Source organism: Psychrobacter sp. ANT_H56B, from assembly GCF_008369245.1.
Taxonomy (GTDB): Bacteria; Pseudomonadota; Gammaproteobacteria; order Pseudomonadales; family Moraxellaceae; genus Psychrobacter; species Psychrobacter cryohalolentis.
The window spans coordinates 136,898-157,084 of the sequence record NZ_VOBF01000008.1 but is presented as its reverse complement, the minus strand read 5'-3'; the positions used below and the strand labels follow the sequence as shown (position 1 = coordinate 157,084).

Below are 20,187 nucleotides of genomic sequence, written 5' to 3'. Positions count from 1 at the left end.
CAATAGCACGATGGAACCACCTGATCCCTTCCCGAACTCAGAAGTGAAACATCGTCGCGCCAATGGTAGTGTGGTTCGCCCATGTGAGAGTAGGTCATCGTCAGCTCTCTATTCCAGATAAACCCCCAACGTTAATTCGTTGGGGGTTTTCTTTTGCCTGACGTTTGGATGGGGTGGTGTTTATCGGATAATCGTGCTTACGCTCTAAGAATGTGATAACTCTTACCTTTTCACATTAATATCATCTACAATTGTAAGTTAATGATCTGTTAGAGGGTAATGAATTATGGAGATTATGAGTTGAGAAAACCACGATTATTTATTGCTTCCTCGGTTGAGAGTCTTCCAATTGCTGAGGCTGTGAATGCCAATCTTGATCATGACTTTGAAGTTACTATTTGGAAGAATGGTACATTCAAACTATCTTCTTCAACAATCGAAGATTTAGTAGAAAAGTCATCGACTGTAGATTTTGCTTTATTTATTTTTGCACCTGATGACATTGTTACGATTAGAAATAGAAATGAGCATGTAGTCAGGGACAACGTGATATTCGAAATGGGTTTATTTGTTGGCGCAATTGGGAAGTCTCGCTCTTTTGTTTTAAAGCCACGTGGTATAGAAATGCACTTGCCGACTGATTTATTGGGAGTAACTCCTGCAGACTTCGATGCGAACCGTTCCGATGAAGATTTAGTTTCTGCAACTAATAGAGCATGTTTTTTGATTAAATCTGAGGTAGAGCGATTGGGAACTATAAATCATGCTAGTCTTTCAGAATCTAGAACAATCATTGCTAATCCTGTGAACTATGAGCTAAAAGAGCAAGACTATGAACTCTTAGCTACTTGTCTTCAGAGTTATGTTGCCGATCCAATCGGTCTTCCATTTCATAGGATCTCTAACAACTTTCATGGAGTGAACGAAGCTATTCTTCAAATATCACTTATAAAGCTTGAACGTATGGGATTAATAACAAAGTCTATTGAAACTGATCATCAGGATGGTTATGATTTCTACACATATTCAATTACCGAGTTAGGTGTAGATGAGCTTTTGAAAAATGAAGACTTTCTGCAAATAAACAAACCTATATCACCTAATAGTTTTAGGGGAAATATTTCATTTTGAGATTTAAAGTGAATATGTAGCCAACTCACTTTAAAAAGCTATAATTCATACCAGTAGAATACCATTATCGTATGTATTACATTTATTCTATCTGTATGTACAAAGCATTATATATAAACTATTTTTCTAAAATTTTTTAGAGAAGTGCTTATTTAACAATATCTACTACAGAGAATCTCATGACTACCTCAAAAGTAACCTACCAAGGCGACCTACGCACTACTGCTATTCATCTACAATCTAATAATGAAATTATTACTGATGCGCCGACTGACAATCAAGGTAAGGGCGAAGCTTTTTCACCGACTGATTTATTGGCAACCAGCTTAGCCAGTTGCATGCTGACGATTATCGGTATCAAAGCTCATGATATGGAAATTGATATCGCAGGCACTACCGCTGAAGTAACGAAAGTAATGGCAGCTGACCCGAGACGCGTTAGTGAAGTGCATATCGCCATTACTTTTAATCAAGAGTTGGATGATAAGACGCAAAAAATATTCTATAACACCGCGCTCACTTGTCCGGTTGCGAAAAGTATCCATCCTGATATTATTCAAAAAGTGGCTATTAATTGTAAGAATAATAATTAATATGGCTACCAAAACCTTACTTATCGTTGCTCATGCACCATCGCCTAATACCAAAAAATTGGCACAAGCGGCTTATAAAGGTGGCAATCATCCCGATATAGATATTAATGTCATATTGAAGTCGCCACAAGATACCCAGCCTGAGGATGTGCTGGCGGCAGATGCGCTACTACTAGGTACTACTGAGAACTTGGCTTATATGGCAGGGCTGACCAAAGACTTTTTTGATCGCTGTTATTATCCGGTGTTAGAGAAGAAACAGGGTATGCCATTTGCGTTATATATTCGTGCAGGACATGATGGTACGGGCACCAAACTTGCGATGAAGACGATTACCACTGGTCTGCGTTGGGAATGGATTCAAGAAGCACTGATATTGCAAGGTGATTGGCAAGAGGCATTTACTGAGCAAGTAGAAGAGCTTGCTATGACACTAGCAGCTGGGGTAGAAGCGGGTATTTATTAGTTTTTTAATGCTTTGCTTGTAGTCATTATTCCTATCAAAGCTGTGATAACGAAGGCATATAAGGATATTAGCAGTGTTTAATAATGATTTAGATAATAGCCAATCTATTGCTCCTGTTGGTATGCCATTTTCTCAAGCCTGTGAAAACAATAAGCAACCAATTTTAGAAATTTTACAGCAGGAATTGCAAGATTTTAATCATGTATTGGAAGTGGGTTCAGGAACAGGTCAGCATAGTGTGTATTTTGCACCGAGATTGGCTCATTTAAAATGGCAGACCAGTGATGTGTTAGCTCATCATGCCACTATCAGTGCTTGGCATACTGCTTACCCTGCGCCCAATCTATATGCTTCACTGGCTTTTGATTTGGCAGTTGATCCATTACCGATGAGTCTTGCTAGCAATGAGCCCTACGATGTGGTGTTTACTGCCAATACCCTACATATCATCTCATGGTCGTTGGTGGAAAAATTGTTTGAGTTAGTAGGTGATGCTTTACCTATCAATGGAAAGTTAATCGTATATGGACCATTTAATGAAAACGGACATTATACCAGCGCGGGTAATCAGCAGTTTGATAGTAGTCTCAGGCAACGCGACGCAAAGAGCGGCATTCGTCATTTAGAAGACATAATAGCTTTGGCAAAAACACATCATCTAAACCTATCTGATAAATATGCGATGCCAGCCAATAACCAGCTATTGGTATTTCAAAAAATTAGATAATGAAGCTTTGGCATAAAAAGACCTCTTAATTACGATTGATTGAGAGGTCTTTTTATTTAGAGCTACTTATGTTGTTTACATACAGTCAAATTACTTATAGGCTTCTGCTAAAAAATCTAAATAACGTTTCCAAGAACGCTCATCAGCACGGGCATCATATCTATCGCTTCCGAACACACTAAATGCATGTGGCGCACCACTATAGGTTAGCATCTCATGTGGCACTTTTGCCGCTTCTAACGTCTTACCCAAAGTGGCAAAGCTTTCAAGGGAGACGGATTCATCCGCAGAGCCATGAAATACCAATATCTCGCCAGTCGTCTTATCATAACTTTGACCTATTGGGGTGTCAAAGGCACCATGGAAAGGGACAAACGCTTTTTGTGGGAATCCTGAGCGTGCTAGCTCTAAAGCAACCGTACCGCCAAAACAATAGCCCATCGTTACACCTGTGCGTGCATCATTGCCTTGCTCTTGGCCAGCGTTCAATGCGCCTTGAAGTAGGCGGCGCATTTTGCTGCGATCGTCATATAGTGCACCGGTTAAGCGTTTATTGTCTTCAATAGTTGACGGGCGGATACCTTTCCCAAACATATCAGCAGCCAGTACGTTATAGCCCTCACTTGCCAACATATCAGCGCGCTTGCGCTCATAATCTGTTAGCCCATCCCAATCATGAATCAGTAATATAAATGGCGCATTGGGTTTATCTGCTTTGGCGTAATAGCCCTCATAGGGTTGATTATCTACTGTATAAGTGACATTTTTAGTGGTAATCGCTGCCGCTGTTTGGCTAAGTAGTAGTGCTGTTAAGCCTAGAGAGGCGCTGTACAATAACTTTTCGCCGTAGCGCTTAGATGATTTAATAGAAGTGGATGTGAATGTCATGGTAGCCTCATTATGTTAGTTAAAAAATGTCAGTGAAAAATAGCCTATTTCAAAACCGATCCACCCTTTTAACCCTAATGAGCAGACACCTTTTACAGGATAGCGTAAAGAATAACGACATAACAACGCTATATTGTTAAAAATAATAAGTGTTTCTATCGTTTATAAGTTTAACTAATGCCTGATTTTCTTAACCAAATATCAACACGCTTAACCATATAGTTGACATACCTGAGCAAGATTTTTGAGTAAGATAATTGTTGAGCTCAGCATTGCTATCTCAAGAGTGCTTGAATCAGTTTTTATCTTTAACCGTGCTACAACACAGAAAATAAACGGACATTTGAAGTCGCCACTATCGCTACGGATATAAAAACTGTGTTAGCGCTTATTAAATGGTCTAGTTATAGTCCATTTTTACTCATCAGCTAGCTAGGATATTTTATGAATAAGAATATTGATCATACCGACCCCGCTAAAGACATGAATATGGAACGTGGCAATGGTGGTGAAACCCATCAACGTGCAGGTGATGACACCAAAGTACTCACCACCCAACAGGGTGTACCAATTTCTGACAATCAAAACTCACTCAAAGCAGGACCGCGCGGTCCAACGCTATTAGAGGATTTTGTCTTACGTGAAAAGATCCATCACTTTGATCATGAGCGTATTCCTGAGCGTATTGTGCATGCGCGTGGTAGTGCCGCACACGGTTATTTTGAGCTGACCGAATCATTAGAAGAATATACCACGGCTAAAATTTTGACTGAAACCGGTAAGCAAACCCCATTATTTACACGTTTTTCAACTGTTGCAGGTAGTAAAGGCTCAAAAGATACACCGCGTGATGTACGTGGTTTTTCAGTCAAAGTTTATACCGAAGAAGGCAACTGGGATTTGGTCGGTAATGACATGCCGATTTTCTTTATCCAAGATGCAATGAAATTCCCAGACCTTGTCCATGCAGTCAAACCTGAGCCGGATCGTGGTTTTCCGCAAGCAGCGTCCGCTCATGATACGTTTTGGGACTTTGTATCATTAAGTCCTGAAACCATGCACAACGTCATTTGGTTGATGAGTGATCGCGGGATACCACGTAGCTTACGCATGATTGAAGGTTTTGGTATTCATAGTTATCGCCTAATTAATAAAGAAGGCAAAAGTACCTTTATGCGTTTCCACTGGAAACCAGTGCTGGGTGTACAATCAACGACATGGGATGAAGCGGTAAAAATCTCTGGTGCCGATCCTGATTATCATCGCCGCGATTTGTTTGAGTCGATTAATAACGGTGATTTCCCTGAATGGGAATTTGGTGTGCAATTATTCACGGAAGAAGAAGCCAATGACTTTCCGTTCGACCATTTAGATGCAACCAAGCTGATTCCAGAAGAAATGGTGCCCGTCAAAATCGTTGGTAAAATGGTACTAAATCGTTATCCTGATAATTTCTTTGCTGAAACAGAGCAAGTGGCTTTCTGTCCATCGCATGTACCGCCGGGTATTGATTTTAGTAATGATCCCTTATTACAAGGTCGTCTGTTCAGCTACTTGGACACTCAGTTATCGCGCTTAGGCTCACCGAATTTTGCACAAATTCCAATCAATGCACCAAAATGTCCATTCGCTAATAATCAGCAAGATGGTCATATGCAGATGCAAGTGCCAAAAACGCGCGTGCTTTATGAGCCACAAAGTCTTGATCCTACCAGACCACGTGAGAGTGTGAAGAAAGGCTTTGCATCTTTTGCTGAGACGCTAGATGATGGTGTTAAAGGTCGCGTGCGCGCTGAGAGCTTCGCGGATCATTATAGTCAGCCACGTATGTTCTATCGCAGCCAAACGACAGTTGAACAAGCACATATTGCCTCAGCCTATGCTTTTGAGCTAGGTAAAGTAGATACAGCGCATGTCCGTAGTCGTACGCTTAGCCATTTACGTAATATCGATGAAGATTTGGCAAGTCGCGTGGCAAAAGCGTTGGGTATGGAGCTGCCAGAAGCTGCTGAATCTGCCGCACCTATTCAAGATATGGAAGTCTCTCCTGCCGTAAGAACGATTGGTCTGTCACCTAAGAGGTTAAAGGGTCGCATGATTGGTATTTTGGTAGCGGAAGGCTCAAAGCATAGTGAAATAGAAAAATACGAGAAGGCAGCGCAAGCGCAAGGTGCCAGTGTCAAAATTATTGCACCGAATAAAGAAGTCAAGTTAGACGATAATACCATTATACAAGTTGATGAGCGCGTAGCAGGCGGTCCGTCTGTGATGTTTGATGCCGTGGTTAGTATCATCATGCCTGATCAAGCTAAGAAGTTGGCTAAAGACAGTGCCACGTTAGACTGGTTCACGGATGCTTATGTGCACTGTAAAGCGATTTCTTATTGCGGGGCAACGGACGAGTTTATTTTAAGTAAACTACCGATTGAAAAAGATGCCTTTGTCACGCCACTATCTGATGTAGACGTCTTTATTGAAAATGCCAAATCGCGCCTATGGGAACGTGAGCCAAAGGTTCGTGACTTAGCTTAATTTGGCTTAATATATTCGTATTTAAATCTCCAACAATGAACTCAGCCACTGTGCTGGGTTTTTTTATTCTTTAACCTAAACAATCTTTGGTCACAAGCGTTCACTGAATATCACTTCTAAACCTTTATTGAACGTTATAATAATCAATCATATTGCTTAATAACATCAAGAATACGGCAATGAATAAGCTGGTTAAATATAGCCTTTGCTTTCATATATGGATATTTAAATGGCTAATATAAGCGTTATATTAGATAAAGGGATATTATGAGTTTAGTAGATATTGTTGCGATAGAAGGATATATTCAGACAACGTATATGGCGGTTTATCCTGACAAGTTATTATTGTTAGATTCAGGGTGTCGATGTGATGTCGATAAGATTTTAGCGTATATCACTGACACTCTAAAACGTCCAGTTGAGCAACTTAAGACCGTCATGGTCACGCATATGCATCCCGATCATGCGGGCGGCGCTAAGCTGTTGCAGCAAAAAACCGGCTGTCAGATAGTTACCGCAATGTCCGAAAAGCCTTGGTACCATGGTATTTTGGGTAGAATTGCCCATCTGAATGATTTGGGATTGACTTATTATGTCGCCAGTCGTCAAGGTAAGTCTATGACCAACGTCTGGTACCACCCCATTTTAAAAGCGGATATCACTGTTCAAGATGGCGACCGTGTGCCAAATTTTGACGATTGGATCGTCTTGGAGACGCCAGGGCATACCGATCGAGACTTGTCTTTATGGCATCCGCAAAGCAAGCAGGCGTATACCGCAGATCTCATATTAATCATCAAAAATAGATTTGTCTCGCCTTACTTAATTACCTTACCTGACGCTTACCGCGCGTCATTGGACAAGGTAAAAGCACTGCAACCAGATACTTTATTACTGGCGCATGATAAAAGAGTTAAGCTTAGCGATAAAGACTTTGAAAAATTGATAGAACGGGCACCGAATGAACCACGCAAAACAACGTTACAAAATGGTTTTAAGCTCATGCTTGCACAAGTTAAATTTGCTCGTAAAAGAGTACATACCCCTTAATCAAATAATACAAACAAAAAAAAGCCCAATCATTAAATGATTGGGCTTTCCTAAATATGGTGGGCCGACCGCGACTCGAACGCGGGACCAATTGATTAAAAGTCAACTGCTCTACCAACTGAGCTATCGGCCCTGAGAAGCGTTAAAAAATTGTATGACAATTTTAGCTTCGCAAGATAAATTTCCTTAAAGGGAAATTTATTAAAACAAGACATCAAAAAGGATGTCTTTAAACTTATTACATCACTACCGGATAGGGTAGCATACATAACAAGCGTAATACTAAAGATGGTGGGCCGACCGCGACTCGAACGCGGGACCAATTGATTAAAAGTCAACTGCTCTACCAACTGAGCTATCGGCCCTGAAGAGTATAAAAAAAGCACTGCTTTTTAACTCTACAAGAGAAAATTCTTTTAAGGGAATTTTCGGTAAGCTTAAAATCTTTCTTTATTGACTACTCAATATCAAAAGAGGCATCAAACTCGTTTCACATTTAGATAATTTGTATCTCTAAACGTGAGAGCACATTATATATATAATTAAGACAAATACAACCCCGAATCAGAAAAAAAGTTAAAAATCTTAGATAATAATGAATGTTTTTTAACTTTGACCCTTATTTGGCTATCGAGTCACCTATTACCGCTGATAGTTTGTTATTTTAAAAATGATGTTTGAAAATTTTTGCTTAAAATTTTACTAATCTCTAGAGAGTGCTTCTACTGGATCCAATTTGGCAGCATTGCGTGCTGGTAAAAAGCCAAAGACCACGCCGATAAGCGTTGAGCAGACAAAGGCGGCAATAATGGAGGTCGAAGAATAAATGACTTTAAAACTATCACCACCAACACGGTTGATCAGCTCACCAATAGCAAATGCCAGTCCAATGCCTAATAAACCACCTAAGATACAAACCAAAATGGCTTCAATCAAAAACTGCTGCATGATATCGCTTTGACGAGCACCGACTGCCATACGTACGCCAATCTCATTGGTGCGCTCGGTCACGGATACCAACATGATATTCATGACGCCAATACCGCCGACAATCAGCGAGATAATGGCGATAGAGGATATCAGCAAGGTCAATGCTGCCGTTGTAGACTCAATGGTTTGACGGATAGAGTCGGAGTTACGTATGCGAAAATCATCGGTACCGTGACGGCTTGTCATCAGATCTGAGATGGCAGACTCAGCGGCAGAAGAGGAGATGTTAGTATCAATCAGCGCAATAAAACTCTCGATATAGGCGCTGCCTATGAGCCGTGACATCATGGTGGTATAGGGCATATATAAAGTAGGAGTGTCGACGCTTCTACTAAAACCGCCTTCGTTTGGCTCCAGTACCCCAATCACGCGTCCAGGAACACTCCCTATTAATAGTACCTCACCGATAGGGTTTGCTATAGTAGGAAAGAAAGTTTTATGTGCATTGCTGTCGATAATAATATCTTGGGTACGGCGTAAGATGCTTTGTTCATCAAAGCCTTGACCCATTGCCAATGTTTCACCACTGACATCGAGATAATCTTTACCTACTCCGCTGATACTGGCGGCTTCTTGGACATTACGATAGCGGACGCTCATATTGCTATTCAGCTGGGGACTGACACTAAGTACATAAGGCTGATCTGCAACCGCTTGGGCATCCTGTGGGGTCAAATTGTCATCATTATACTGACGTCTAGGATCGCCGTAAGGGTAGCCGTCAGTGACGGTGATGGTATTGGTACCTAGTGAGCTAATATTGGACAAAATCTGCGCTTGTGAGCCTTTACCGAGCCCGACAACCGACACCACAGAGGCGATACCAATGATGATACCTAGCATTGTCAGCAGAGTACGCATTTTGTGCGCACGCATAGCAAGTAAAGACATTTTAAACGATTCAAGCAAGCGGTCGATAAAGCTGCCAAATGCGCTCTTACGGTGTTTGTCTATTATCGACGCAGATTGTGCTGCTGGACGCTGATAGTCTTCGTTTTTATAATCGGCAATGATATAACCGTCTTTGATTTCAATCACGCGCTCAGCTTGAGCAGCAAGACTGGGGTCATGCGTTACCATAATAATCGTATGACCTTGCGCATTTAAGTCTTTTAAAATTTGTACGACATCTTTGCCTGACTTGCTATCTAGCGCGCCTGTCGGCTCATCCGCTAAGATAATATCACCGCCGTTCATCAATGCCCTTGCGATGGATACACGCTGCTGCTGACCACCCGATAACTGGCTTGGGCGATTATTGACTTTGTCCGCCAGTCCCAAGTCTGATAAGAGCTTTTCGGCACGCTCATTGCGCGCTTGCCCATCCATCCCTGCATAGACGGCAGGCACAGAGACATTGTCACGGGCACTGATGTCACCCAATAGATGGTAACGCTGAAAAATAAAACCAAAGTGTTCACGGCGCAGCTTTGCCAGTTCATCAGGGGCTAAACGATTAACGGATTGACCAAATACTTGATAATCGCCGGCAGTCGCTTGATCCAAGCAGCCCAAAATATTCATCAAGGTTGATTTGCCTGAGCCTGATTGTCCAATAATAGCCACCATCTCGCCTTGATGGATGGTTAGATTGATATCGTGCAATACACGAATGGTCTGCTCGCCCGCTTTAAACTCTCTAATCAAGCCTTTGACTTGCATCAAAGGCTTATCAGTGTCGGCGTTAGCATAAAGATCTTGGCTGCTCATTTACTATCCTGCTTATCTCAATCAATATCAAAGCTGATTTGTCGCTAATTTAAATTCATTTAAATCTTGTTCTATCTGATTCTGGAGTTAGGGCTAAAATGGTCGACCGCCTCTGCCACCATCGCCTTTGCTGCCACTATCTGGTCCCTCTTCGCTTAAGATAACCTCGTCACCTTTTTTAAGACCGCTCAATATCTCCGCATTGACGCGGTTATTGATACCGACTTTGACAGTTTGTTCAACCACTGTGCCATCAGCTTTAAGAACGCGTACATTTGCCATAGTCGCCGTAGAATCACTGTCAACATTCGTCACAGTATTCTTAGTAGTCACATTTTTAGATTTTCCAGTTTTACCGGCAGGTTGCAGTGCGGCAGAAGGGATAAGTAGCGCATTTTTGGCTTGGTTAATGACAATATAAACTTGCGCGGTCATATCAATACGAAAGCGGCGCTCGGTATTGGGTACTTCAATATAACCGACATAATAAATGGCAGCATCGGTCGAGCTGGTATCACTGATTTTTTCAGGAGCCGGTTCAATCGCTTTAAGAATCGAATCATATTTTTGATCGGGATTACCGATGATATTAAAATAAACAGGCAAGCCCGCTTTGACATTAATGACGTCAGCTTCAGAGATTTGAGCATTGATGCGTACGGTAGATAAATCAGCTAAGGTCACAATGGTCGGTGCACTTTGATTGGCATTGACCGTCGTCCCTTGCTCAGTCGTTACCGATACTACAGTACCTGACATCGGCGCGCGAATGGTGGTGTAGCTTAAATCTTCTTGCGCGGTGCTGACGTTGGTTTGAGATTTACGTAATGCTGCCTGCTGGCTGTTAATATTCGCTGCAGTAGTGGCAATAGCGGCTTTAGCAGTATCGATAGAGGCACGCGCATTGGCGACTGCTGCCTGCGCAGTTTGTACCTTTGTCCCTTGAGTATCATAATCCTGCTGTGATATCGCGTCGATAGCGAGTAAGCCTTGCAAGCGTGAAAAATCTGCTTGCGCTTGTCTTAACTCAGCTTGGCGGCTGGCAAGATCTGCCTGCGCACTTTTTAAACCTGCTTGACGACTTAATGACTCAGCTTGCGCACTTTGTAGCGCCGCTTCACTTTGCTCAAGGCTTGCTTGCTCATTGCTCAGACTGTTCTTCTGCGTTACTTGGTCAATCTGCGCAATCAAATCGCCTTTTTGCACCTCATCACCGACTTCAACGAATAGTCGCGTCACTTCACCAGATACTTGCGCACCAACATCGACGGTATTTAAAGCCTTAACTTTGCCCGATGCCATAACGTTGTTTTCGATATCGCCAATCTCAGCGGTCGCTGTTAGATAGTTGGGTGTTACTTCTTTTGGTTTTAAGGTTTTATAGGCTAAAACCCCTAAAGCGATGATGACGAGGGCAATAATGCCCCATTTAATAGCAGAGTTTTTGCTAATTTTGCGCATGACGACAATCCAATAACAAGAAAATCAAATGTAACTATAATAGAGGCTCGATGGACAAAAGGGAATGGGAGTTAGTTTGCGAAAGGTTAAGAAGAGATATTGAGGCAGGTTTTGCAGAGGAGATTTGGATTTTTGCAGGAATTTTATCGTTGAAAAAGCAGGTTAAGAAATAATATCGTTCTTAGAGGTATTATTGGTTACTGACTGATAAATAACTAAGAATTCATCACTTTGGTTATTTAGTAGGGAATAAACGTTTTCCTGATAACTCTAACGCTGTTAGTAGTAATAGCTCCCACGCTGGTTGGATGATAAGTCCTTTAATTGCCTGATCACAGCGATAAAGCAGAGTAGGCCACGCTGCTGTTTGCACTTTTGACTGACGACGACAGGCTTGCTGATATAAGCCTTGTTTACTGCGCCAAATACCTAGGGCTTGCGGATCTTGTCCATCCATCAGTTGCATGATTTGCCGCATGTCTTTACTGATTGCCCATAACACCAGTGTCGTTGGCTCATCCGTGGCTTTGAGTTGAAAAATGATTTTAGCGACTTGGGCACTATTGCCAGCAAGCATCGCATCGGACAAATCAAACACGCTAAACTGCGCATCGCTGACCAATGCCGCTTGTAAGTCATTAATATCTAGTGCGACCTGTGATAGGTGCGGGCTAGAGTTTGTAGTTCCTTGAATGGCAGCATCATTATTTGCTATGAGTTGTGGGGCAAACAAATAAGATAAGCGCCATAAGGTTTGATAGGCACTGAGCAAATGATGTTCAGTATGTGACATGAGTAGCTGCCACGCTTCTTGCGATAGCTTTAAGCCAAACTGCTGCGCTTGTATCTGCAATAACTGCTGACGCTGCTGCTCATTGTACAAATTACAGTCGATGACGTGACCATATTGCGCAAATGGCGTAAACCATTTGCTGCTCTGAGCGCGTTTGTCTTGTTTTGGGGTCAACCATAATAAGCTATGACTGTGGCTGCCTGCTTGAGCGTCCTGTGCAAAGCGTTCAAGTTCTGTAATGACTGCCTTATCAGGTTTATGGTTGCCTGTGACAATCAAGGCACTGGCATCATCAAATAAAGACTGGCTGCCAAGCTCTGACAATACTTCTTGCCAGCTCTTAACTGATACCAGCTCAATACGCTTAATGGCGTAATTCTGCGCGCGCCAATGTGGACGCAGCGCATCGATGAGCCATTGACTTAATAATGGCTCGTCACCATGTGCTAGCCACAAGCCTGCTACAGCAACTGAGGATCGCTGTAGTTTTGGATAAGCTTGTATAAAAGTATCTTGCATAAAAGGCTGACGCACACAAAGTTGTGAATAAAAAAGCAAAGCCAAAAAATTGCTAAGCTACATTTGAGCCATATTAAGGTTTGGGTACAAGAATCGCCGTAGCGCCTGTACCTTTACCGATTTGCGCAGAAGTAGTGGCGCTGGCAGGTGTCACCTTTGGCAGGGCAATCGCGACATATTGATCGGTGATACGTCTTGCTAAACTGTCATAGAGCCATTCACGAATTTGATCACCTTGCTGATCGTCGGTGCTCACTGACGCTTCGTTATACTGATAGCTACGTTCAACTTGAATCGGATTACTGAGCGTTATAGGCTTACCATTATCTATGCTTTGATAGCTAACATCGGCTGATATCACTAAGCGAATTTCTGTTAATACGCCGACCAATTCATAACGCTTAAAACGTACGTTATTGACGGTAATCGCAGCGATGGTTTCAGCGCCTACGTTTTGATTGTTACTAGCCACATCAGTCAATGTCATGTTAGTAATGACATCAACACCCAATGCCTCAAGGCGTTTTGTGAGCGGCAGCTTCAGTGGGAATGCGGTGCGATTATCTTCGATAATTACCGCGGTCTTCGCTACATCAAACAGCATGGGCGCATCATAACCGCGTAGTTGAAAGCCGCAGCCACTAAGACTGGCAGTCGCCCCAACGATGGCAAGCATTGGCAGAGATGCAAGTAATGCGGTCGCTAGTTTATGTCTATTCGACTTAGTAGGCATGTGCTTTTTCCCTTACATGTTGTTCGATATGACGGGATAGCACGGTGCTTATCCGTCATAATCGCTATTCTTATTGTGATAAGAAAACCTAAAATATCCGCGTTTAATTATCCTAACCTGCAACCACAATATTAACCAGTTTATTCGGTACGATAATTTCTTTTTTAATCTCGCCTGTAAGGAATTTTGCCACACCTTCAAGCTCTTTTGCTTGTGCTTTTAGCTGTTCAGGATCGCTATTGGGTGCTACATCCATTTTACCCCGCATTTTACCGTTAACCTGCACTATCATAGTAATCATATCTTGTACCAATGCACTTTCATCGACCATAGGGTAATTTAGGGTGACGGTATCAAGTCCTAATTGCTCAAGTAAATGCTCGCCAATGTGTGGCGCATATACCGACAGCATAATCAATAAATCAGTCAGTGCTTCATGCTGTACTTGCAGCTCTTGCTCGCTATTAGCTTTAAAGTTACTCAGCTCATTAGCGAGCTCCATTAGGCTAGAAACTGGCGTATTGAGTGCTAGACGTTTACCCAAGTCACTATCAATCTTGCCAATAGTTTCATGCGTCTTACGGCGCAAGGTTTTAGCTTCTTTGCTTAGGTCATCAGGGTTTAAAACTGACCCGTGGAATGCGTCAATATCTAAATTAGCGTTAGTTAATGCTTGCATATGCTCAGAAGCAATGCGCCATACTTTTTTAACAAAGTTATAAGGACCTTTTAGTGCATCATCTGACCATTCGAGGGTTTGATCGGCAGGGGCGGTAAATAAGGTGTAAAGACGAACGGTATCCGCGCCATATTTATCAATGGTAAGCTGCGGGTCGACGCCGTTATTTTTTGACTTAGACATTTTTTCAATTTTGCCAATCGTCACCGGCTGTCCATCTGATTTTAGGATGGCTTTAATCGGCTGACCGCGCTCGTTAAAGTCAATATCGATGTCTTTAGTAAAGTAATAAGTGGTACTGCCATCAGCATTGACGCGGTAGAAAGTACCCGCAAGTACCATTCCTTGAGTCATTAAATTGGCAAATGGCTCATCGCCTGATACCAAGTTTTCATCACGCATGAGCTTGTGGAAGAAGCGCGCATAAAGCAGATGCATCACCGCATGCTCGACACCACCGATATATTGGTCAACTGGCAACCATTTATTGGCGGCAGATTTATTAACCATATTGGTTGTATCGTGTGGGCTGGCAAAGCGCGCATAGTACCAGCTTGACTCTACAAAGGTATCAAAGGTATCGGTTTCGCGCTCAGCAGGATTGCCACATTTAGGGCAAGTGGTATTCACAAATTCTGGAATATTTTTTAGTGGATTGCCACGACCGTCCGGAACGACGTCAGTTGGCAAGACAACCGGCAAGTCTTGTTCTTCAACTGGCACGGTACCGCAATGCTCACAGTTAACCATTGGGATAGGGCAACCCCAATAACGCTGGCGTGAAACACCCCAATCACGGAGACGGTATTGAATTTTTTTCCTAGCAAGCTCTTGAGGCTCAAGTTTGGTTAGCATCGCTGCAAATGCTTGTTCGAAATCTAAACCATCAAATTCACCTGAATTGACCAAAGTATTGCGTTCGGTATAAGCACGATTAATCTCAGTATCGTTCGCCTTTGCATCTGCTTCTAACGCATCGAAATAGCCGACAGGAATGTCAATGACTTGTTTAATCGGTAAGTTGTATTTGGTTGCAAACTCATAGTCGCGCTCATCGTGAGCAGGTACTGCCATTACCGCACCTGAGCCATAGCTCATAAGTACATAATTGGCAACCCATACTGGCACTTCTTCGCCAGTCAATGGATGGGTCACGGTTAGACCCGTATCCATACCAATTTTTTCGGCTTTAGCAAGGTCTGCCTCAGCGACTGAGCCTTTCTTACAAAGGGCACAAAACTCTGCAATCGCTTTATTATTCTCAGAGGCATATTGGGCTAGCGGGTGCTCTGCGGCCACTGCCACATAAGTGACACCCATCAAGGTATCAGGGCGAGTGGTAAAGACGTCTAAGCTATTGCTTTGACCAGCCAGCTCATAAGGGAAGTGTACTTCCATACCTGAGCTACGACCAATCCAATTGCGCTGCATGGTAATCACTTCAGATGGCCAATGACCTTCTAGCTGATCCAAATCATCAAGCAACTCATCAGCATAATCAGTGATATTGAAATAATACATCGGAATATCACGCTTTTCGACCATAGCGCCACTGCGCCAGCCTTTACCATCGATGACTTGCTCGTTGGCTAATACAGTATTGTCAATCGGATCCCAGTTGACGGTTGCAAGCTTTTTATAGACCAAGCCTTTTTTATATAACTGCAAAAACAACCACTGCTCCCACTGATAATATTCAGGGCTACAAGTGGCAAATTCACGTGACCAGTCAATAGACAAGCCAAGCAATTTTAGCTGGGCGCGCATGCTATCAATATTCTCAAACGTCCATTTAGCAGGCGGCGTCTGATTGGCAATCGCGGCGTTTTCTGCTGGCAAGCCAAAACCATCCCAGCCCATTGGCTGCATGACTTCATAACCTTTGAGGCGATAGTAACGGCTCAGTACATCAGAAATCGTATAGTTACGCACGTGACCCATATGCAGCTTACCGCTTGGGTAAGGGAACATCGACAGCATATAGCGACTTGGCTTATCGCTTGGCTCATTGCTCACTTCAAAGCGCTTGTCAGTTGCCCATTTGGCTTGTTGCGCCGCTTCGATAGCTTGTGGGTTATAATAATTGTTTTCAGTTTGGTCAGATGTCACAGTATTACTCATAGTGGGCTCGAAATTGGTTAATACAGATAAAAAATAGGTGGAATTCGACAATGCCATAGCATAGCGTAATTTGGCGAAAATTGCGACGATATGATGCCGCCTTTCATTGATTACCTAGTGGCTTTTCGGCTTGTATTCGCTGCTTGCCGATATCCACATTTGCCATGTGCCAGCTTCGAGCATTATTTGAGTATAATAAACAGTAACATTCTTGACGAGGAGACATTATGACCATCACTATTTACGGTATCAAATCTTGTAGCACCATGAAAAAAGCCTTTACCAAGCTTGATGAGTTGGGCGTTAGCTATAACTTTCATGATTATAAAAAACAAGGTATCGACAAAGATAGCGTTCAGCGTTGGGTCAACGAGCTTGGTATTGATAAAGTATTAAACAAGCGCGGAACGACATGGCGTAAGCTAGAAGATGTTCAAAAGCAAGCAGCGGATAGCGATGTGGATCAAGCAATTGACTTACTCATTGAAAATACCAGTATGATTAAGCGTCCGATAGTTGAAGGTGAGCTGACTGATAAAAATAAGCCGATATTATTATGTGGCTTTGATGAAGCCGAGTTTGATAAAGTTTTTTCGTAAAAGAATACTGCTACCATCAGTAAAGCCCAAGCTAAGAACCTCTTAGCTCGGGCTTTATAACACCTAAAATAAACCAAATCACACTTGCGAGCCATATAAGCAAGACGTAAAAGCGAATTTGTTCGGCATTCCAATCTAGTGCAAACCACTCAATGAGGAAAAATGATTTCCACCCTTCTATCCATTTTGCGCCACCATAGCCAATAATCCACCAGCAGTACGAGCTTTCTAAGATAAAAAGTAGACACCAAAGCCACAATGCCATGATTTACTCCTACTATTTGGCCAATGATTAGCCTAGATCTCGACTGATTAGTGTACCAACACCTTCGTTGGTAAAAATCTCTAACAGCGTCGCATGCGGTACGCGGCCATCGACGATAACAGCACTTTTTACGCCGCTACGAACCGCATCAAGCGCACATTGAATTTTAGGAATCATGCCGCCTGAAATCGTACCATCTTCAATTAGGCTATCCACAGTCTTAGGCGTCAAACCAGTCACGACTTCGCCATCACGACCCAATACCCCTTTGATATTGGTTAATAGCATGAGTTTCTCTGCCTGCAAGAATTCGGCGACTTTACCAGCGACCAAATCGGCGTTGATATTATAAGTATTGCCTTCTTCATCGACGCCAAGAGGGGCGATAACAGGGATAAAGTCAGAAGCAATCAGCATATTAATCACGTCTTTATTAACGCTCACTACGTCCCCGACAAAGCCTAAATCTACTGGTACAGCAATACCATCTGCGCCGATTTTTTCCATCATCAATTTTTTAGCCAAGATTAAGTTGGCATCTTTACCCGTCAAACCGATGGCGCAGCCGCCATGTTTATTTATTAAGCTCACAATCGATTTATTAACATTGCCGCCAAGTACCATCTCGACGATATCCATGGTGTCCTTGTCAGTAACGCGCATCCCATCGATACGGTCTGAGTGCCGCCCAAGCTCTTTTAATAAATTATCCACTTGTGGACCGCCACCATGTACGACCACAGGATGCATACCAACGGTTTTGAGTAGGACGATATCTCGGGCAAATGAGCTTTCAAGCGCAGGATCGGTCATGGCATTGCCGCCGTATTTGACCACAATGATTTTATCGACGAAGCGTTGAATATAGGGCAGGGCGGTGGTCAAGACTTCAGCAGTAATTTTGGCTTCATCTAAATTCAAGGTCATTATAAACTCCTAAAATACGGTGTTAAGCGATTGGTTGTTGTTATAAACAGTCATAAATAACAAAGTTACATTTGTGATAAAAAAATAGTTTTGATAACTGATTACTGAGGGGAAATAGCTACAATCTGCGCAGCTAGATTTTCATCAAAGGGACGGCATAGCGCGGCAAATTTTGCTTGAATATCTTGTAGGTGTGCCATGCTGTCTCCTGCAAAGCGCGCGGTTAAATTGTGACTGGTATTTGATTGACGCAGTACGCCAAAACCATGGGCGAAATCTAGACGCACGCCATCAATACAGCTCAGAGTTGTACCTATTGGCAATAAGTCTTTGGCTTGCTCTATGCTAATAGGAAGGTTTTTTATAGAGCAACTACAAAGCGTCCGCTGACAAGTACTGAGTACTTGATATTCAGCCTGAGTAGGCAGTGGAGCGGTTACTTTCATGAGTTGTTGTAAGTACACGCATAGTCGAGTTAGCTGCTCAATGATTGAGCAATCGGTTGACGCATTTAATGGCAGCGGTAAATAATGATCGGCAGTACTGACAATGTTTGGTAATTGATAGATGATATTAGCAAGATTTGTTGTAGGATTTAGACTATTTGAGTGATCAGCTGCCAGCCAATGCAACAGTCTTAAAGCTGCATATATGGCATCATCATAGACAATAAAGCGACTGTCGTTAAAGATAAAATGCCCCGATAACTCTCCAGCAAATATGATTTGCCCAGCAGAGTCCTGCATCTGTTGGCGCATTAGGCTACTGCCAGTTTTGCTGATGATAGGTTCTGCGCCAAGCTCAGTCAGTAGCTTCGGCAAATGATGCGAACATTTAATATCAAAGAGAATTTGCGGCGGAGATTGCAACTGGGTACAAGCGACTGGACGCTCAGTCAATATTACCTTTGCTAATAAATAGAGCAAGTGATCGGGTGTGACTACCTTACCTATATTATCGACAATCATTAGTCGGTCGCCATCACCGTCAAAGGCGATACCTATATCTGCCTGATGATTAATTACGCTTTGCTGCAACTGTTTGAGCCGATGTGGTTCAGTAGGATCGGGATTGCCAGCAGGGAAATCTCCATTAGGCGTGTCATTAAGCGTGATAACACGGTGGCAAAAACGATCAAACAATTGTGGCGCGATATGACTGGTTGCACCATGCATACAATCGATAATAACCACCAAATCTAGCTTGGTAAAAGGCAATTGATTGCTGGTATGACCGAAAGTATTAGTAGTCGGTTGGTTATCATGCGGATAGAGTGCGTTAAACACTTGCACAATAGCATCAATATAATGCGCTGCTACTTGCTCAGGCGATAAAGACATTTGCTGATTGCTAATAGGATTATCCACTACATGTCGTGGAGTGCTTAACGCTTTATAGCCTTTTTGATTGTCTTTTTTAACGATCACTTTTTGAAAATCAGTAGTTTTAAAACCAGTTTCTTGCAAACAGCCTTTATAGAATTTACTTTTTTCAAGCATGCTATTGTCTAAAGAACGTTCAATTAACTGCTGATGAATAACTTGCTGGTAAAGCGTCTGAATGTCTTCGCTGCTAGGGGATTGATGATTGACCAACCACTTAATACCTAAAACATCTCTCGCAGAATGACTAGCAGTCACGATAATGCCATGCCCTTGATATTCCTCAGCCCAAAATACCATCATAGGCGTGGTAATCAGCCCCAATTGAATAACTTGTAAGCCACATTCGCTCAATGTATTAGCAAGTCTGTAAGCAATGACATCGCTATCACGACGTACATCATAGCCAATCACGACGATATCTTTTTTGTTATCACTGTCTTGTTGAACGTGATAAAGATGCGCAAAAGCGTACCCTAAGGCTTGTATAAAGTCAGTGGTGAAATGCTGGCGCGAACCGCGAATATCATAAGCACGAAATAAGGAGTGCTGCGCAGCAAAAAACGGCATCTTTTACTTCCTTATTATCGTGATAAATATGAATGATAAATAAATCGTCTA

Annotated in this window: 16 protein-coding genes, 2 tRNA genes and 1 rRNA gene; 8 read left to right on the top strand and 11 right to left on the bottom strand. The window is 42.5% G+C overall.

Annotated features, from left to right (window positions below; translation table 11 throughout):
- From rrf to FQ082_RS10520, 5 genes are all read left to right on the top strand, one after another.
- A 5S ribosomal RNA gene (gene rrf / locus FQ082_RS10540) occupies positions 1-106 on the top strand; the annotation flags it as partial.
- Between the two features lie 173 nt (positions 107-279).
- Positions 280-1,131, top strand: a complete 852-nt coding sequence (locus tag FQ082_RS10535) for a nucleotide-binding protein (RefSeq protein WP_262498204.1) — start codon at positions 280-282, stop codon at positions 1,129-1,131.
- A 179-nt stretch (positions 1,132-1,310) separates the two neighbouring features.
- Positions 1,311-1,724 carry an OsmC family protein gene (locus FQ082_RS10530; RefSeq protein WP_149493063.1) on the top strand — a complete coding sequence of 138 codons (414 nt, stop codon included), beginning with the start codon at positions 1,311-1,313 and terminating at the stop codon, positions 1,722-1,724.
- A 1-nt stretch (position 1,725) separates the two neighbouring features.
- Positions 1,726-2,190 (top strand): flavodoxin family protein, encoded by a 465-nt coding sequence (locus FQ082_RS10525; protein WP_149493062.1) that lies wholly within the window; start codon positions 1,726-1,728, stop codon positions 2,188-2,190.
- A gap of 73 nt (positions 2,191-2,263) precedes the next feature.
- Positions 2,264-2,917, top strand: coding sequence for a DUF938 domain-containing protein (locus tag FQ082_RS10520; RefSeq protein ID WP_410477388.1), 654 nt, complete (start codon positions 2,264-2,266; stop codon positions 2,915-2,917).
- 90 nt (positions 2,918-3,007) lie between these two features.
- Here FQ082_RS10520 and FQ082_RS10515 read toward each other — a convergent pair whose 3' ends face one another.
- Positions 3,008-3,805, bottom strand: a complete 798-nt coding sequence (locus FQ082_RS10515; protein WP_149493061.1) for a dienelactone hydrolase family protein — start codon at positions 3,803-3,805, stop codon at positions 3,008-3,010.
- 444 nt (positions 3,806-4,249) lie between these two features.
- Here FQ082_RS10515 and FQ082_RS10510 point away from each other — a divergent pair, with 444 nt between their 5' ends.
- Together FQ082_RS10510 and FQ082_RS10505 are read left to right on the top strand one after the other, a co-directional pair.
- Positions 4,250-6,337, top strand: a complete 2,088-nt coding sequence (locus FQ082_RS10510; protein ID WP_149493060.1) for a catalase — start codon at positions 4,250-4,252, stop codon at positions 6,335-6,337.
- Between the two features lie 267 nt (positions 6,338-6,604).
- Positions 6,605-7,387, top strand: coding sequence for an MBL fold metallo-hydrolase (locus tag FQ082_RS10505; RefSeq protein ID WP_149493059.1), 783 nt, complete (start codon positions 6,605-6,607; stop codon positions 7,385-7,387).
- A 57-nt stretch (positions 7,388-7,444) separates the two neighbouring features.
- Here FQ082_RS10505 and FQ082_RS10500 read toward each other — a convergent pair.
- The 7 genes from FQ082_RS10500 to leuS form a co-directional block, all read right to left on the bottom strand.
- Positions 7,445-7,520 (bottom strand) — tRNA-Lys (locus tag FQ082_RS10500).
- 156 nt (positions 7,521-7,676) lie between these two features.
- Positions 7,677-7,752: transfer RNA gene (locus FQ082_RS10495), tRNA-Lys, on the bottom strand.
- 337 nt (positions 7,753-8,089) lie between these two features.
- Complete coding sequence (locus FQ082_RS10490) at positions 8,090-10,087, bottom strand: MacB family efflux pump subunit (protein ID WP_149493058.1); 1,998 nt, start codon at positions 10,085-10,087, stop codon at positions 8,090-8,092.
- A 93-nt stretch (positions 10,088-10,180) separates the two neighbouring features.
- Positions 10,181-11,548, bottom strand: coding sequence for an efflux RND transporter periplasmic adaptor subunit (locus tag FQ082_RS10485; RefSeq protein ID WP_149493057.1), 1,368 nt, complete (start codon positions 11,546-11,548; stop codon positions 10,181-10,183).
- A gap of 235 nt (positions 11,549-11,783) precedes the next feature.
- The gene (locus tag FQ082_RS10480) at positions 11,784-12,860 is read right to left on the bottom strand and encodes a DNA polymerase III subunit delta (RefSeq protein ID WP_149493056.1); all 1,077 of its coding nucleotides are present in this window, start codon (positions 12,858-12,860) and stop codon (positions 11,784-11,786) included.
- A 73-nt stretch (positions 12,861-12,933) separates the two neighbouring features.
- The gene (gene lptE / locus FQ082_RS10475; protein ID WP_149493055.1) at positions 12,934-13,593 is read right to left on the bottom strand and encodes an LPS assembly lipoprotein LptE; all 660 of its coding nucleotides are present in this window, start codon (positions 13,591-13,593) and stop codon (positions 12,934-12,936) included.
- A gap of 112 nt (positions 13,594-13,705) precedes the next feature.
- On the bottom strand, positions 13,706-16,393 hold the full coding sequence (leuS, locus tag FQ082_RS10470; RefSeq protein WP_149493054.1) for a leucine--tRNA ligase: 2,688 nt from the start codon (positions 16,391-16,393) through the stop codon (positions 13,706-13,708).
- A 227-nt stretch (positions 16,394-16,620) separates the two neighbouring features.
- Between leuS and FQ082_RS10465 the strand changes: the two genes are divergently transcribed.
- Entirely contained in the window at positions 16,621-16,992 is a 372-nt protein-coding gene (locus FQ082_RS10465; RefSeq protein WP_011512918.1) for a Spx/MgsR family RNA polymerase-binding regulatory protein, read from the top strand.
- 31 nt (positions 16,993-17,023) lie between these two features.
- Here the strand turns inward: FQ082_RS10465 and FQ082_RS10460 are convergent, their stop codons facing one another.
- The 3 genes from FQ082_RS10460 to FQ082_RS10450 all read right to left on the bottom strand — a co-directional run bounded on the left by FQ082_RS10460 (position 17,024) and on the right by FQ082_RS10450 (position 20,136).
- Entirely contained in the window at positions 17,024-17,257 is a 234-nt protein-coding gene (locus tag FQ082_RS10460; protein ID WP_041752979.1) for a hypothetical protein, read from the bottom strand.
- Between the two features lie 27 nt (positions 17,258-17,284).
- The gene (gene argB, locus FQ082_RS10455; RefSeq protein WP_149493053.1) at positions 17,285-18,184 is read right to left on the bottom strand and encodes an acetylglutamate kinase; all 900 of its coding nucleotides are present in this window, start codon (positions 18,182-18,184) and stop codon (positions 17,285-17,287) included.
- Between the two features lie 101 nt (positions 18,185-18,285).
- Positions 18,286-20,136 carry a phosphomannomutase gene (locus FQ082_RS10450; protein WP_149493052.1) on the bottom strand — a complete coding sequence of 617 codons (1,851 nt, stop codon included), beginning with the start codon at positions 20,134-20,136 and terminating at the stop codon, positions 18,286-18,288.
- Between the last annotated feature and the right edge of the window lie 51 nt (positions 20,137-20,187).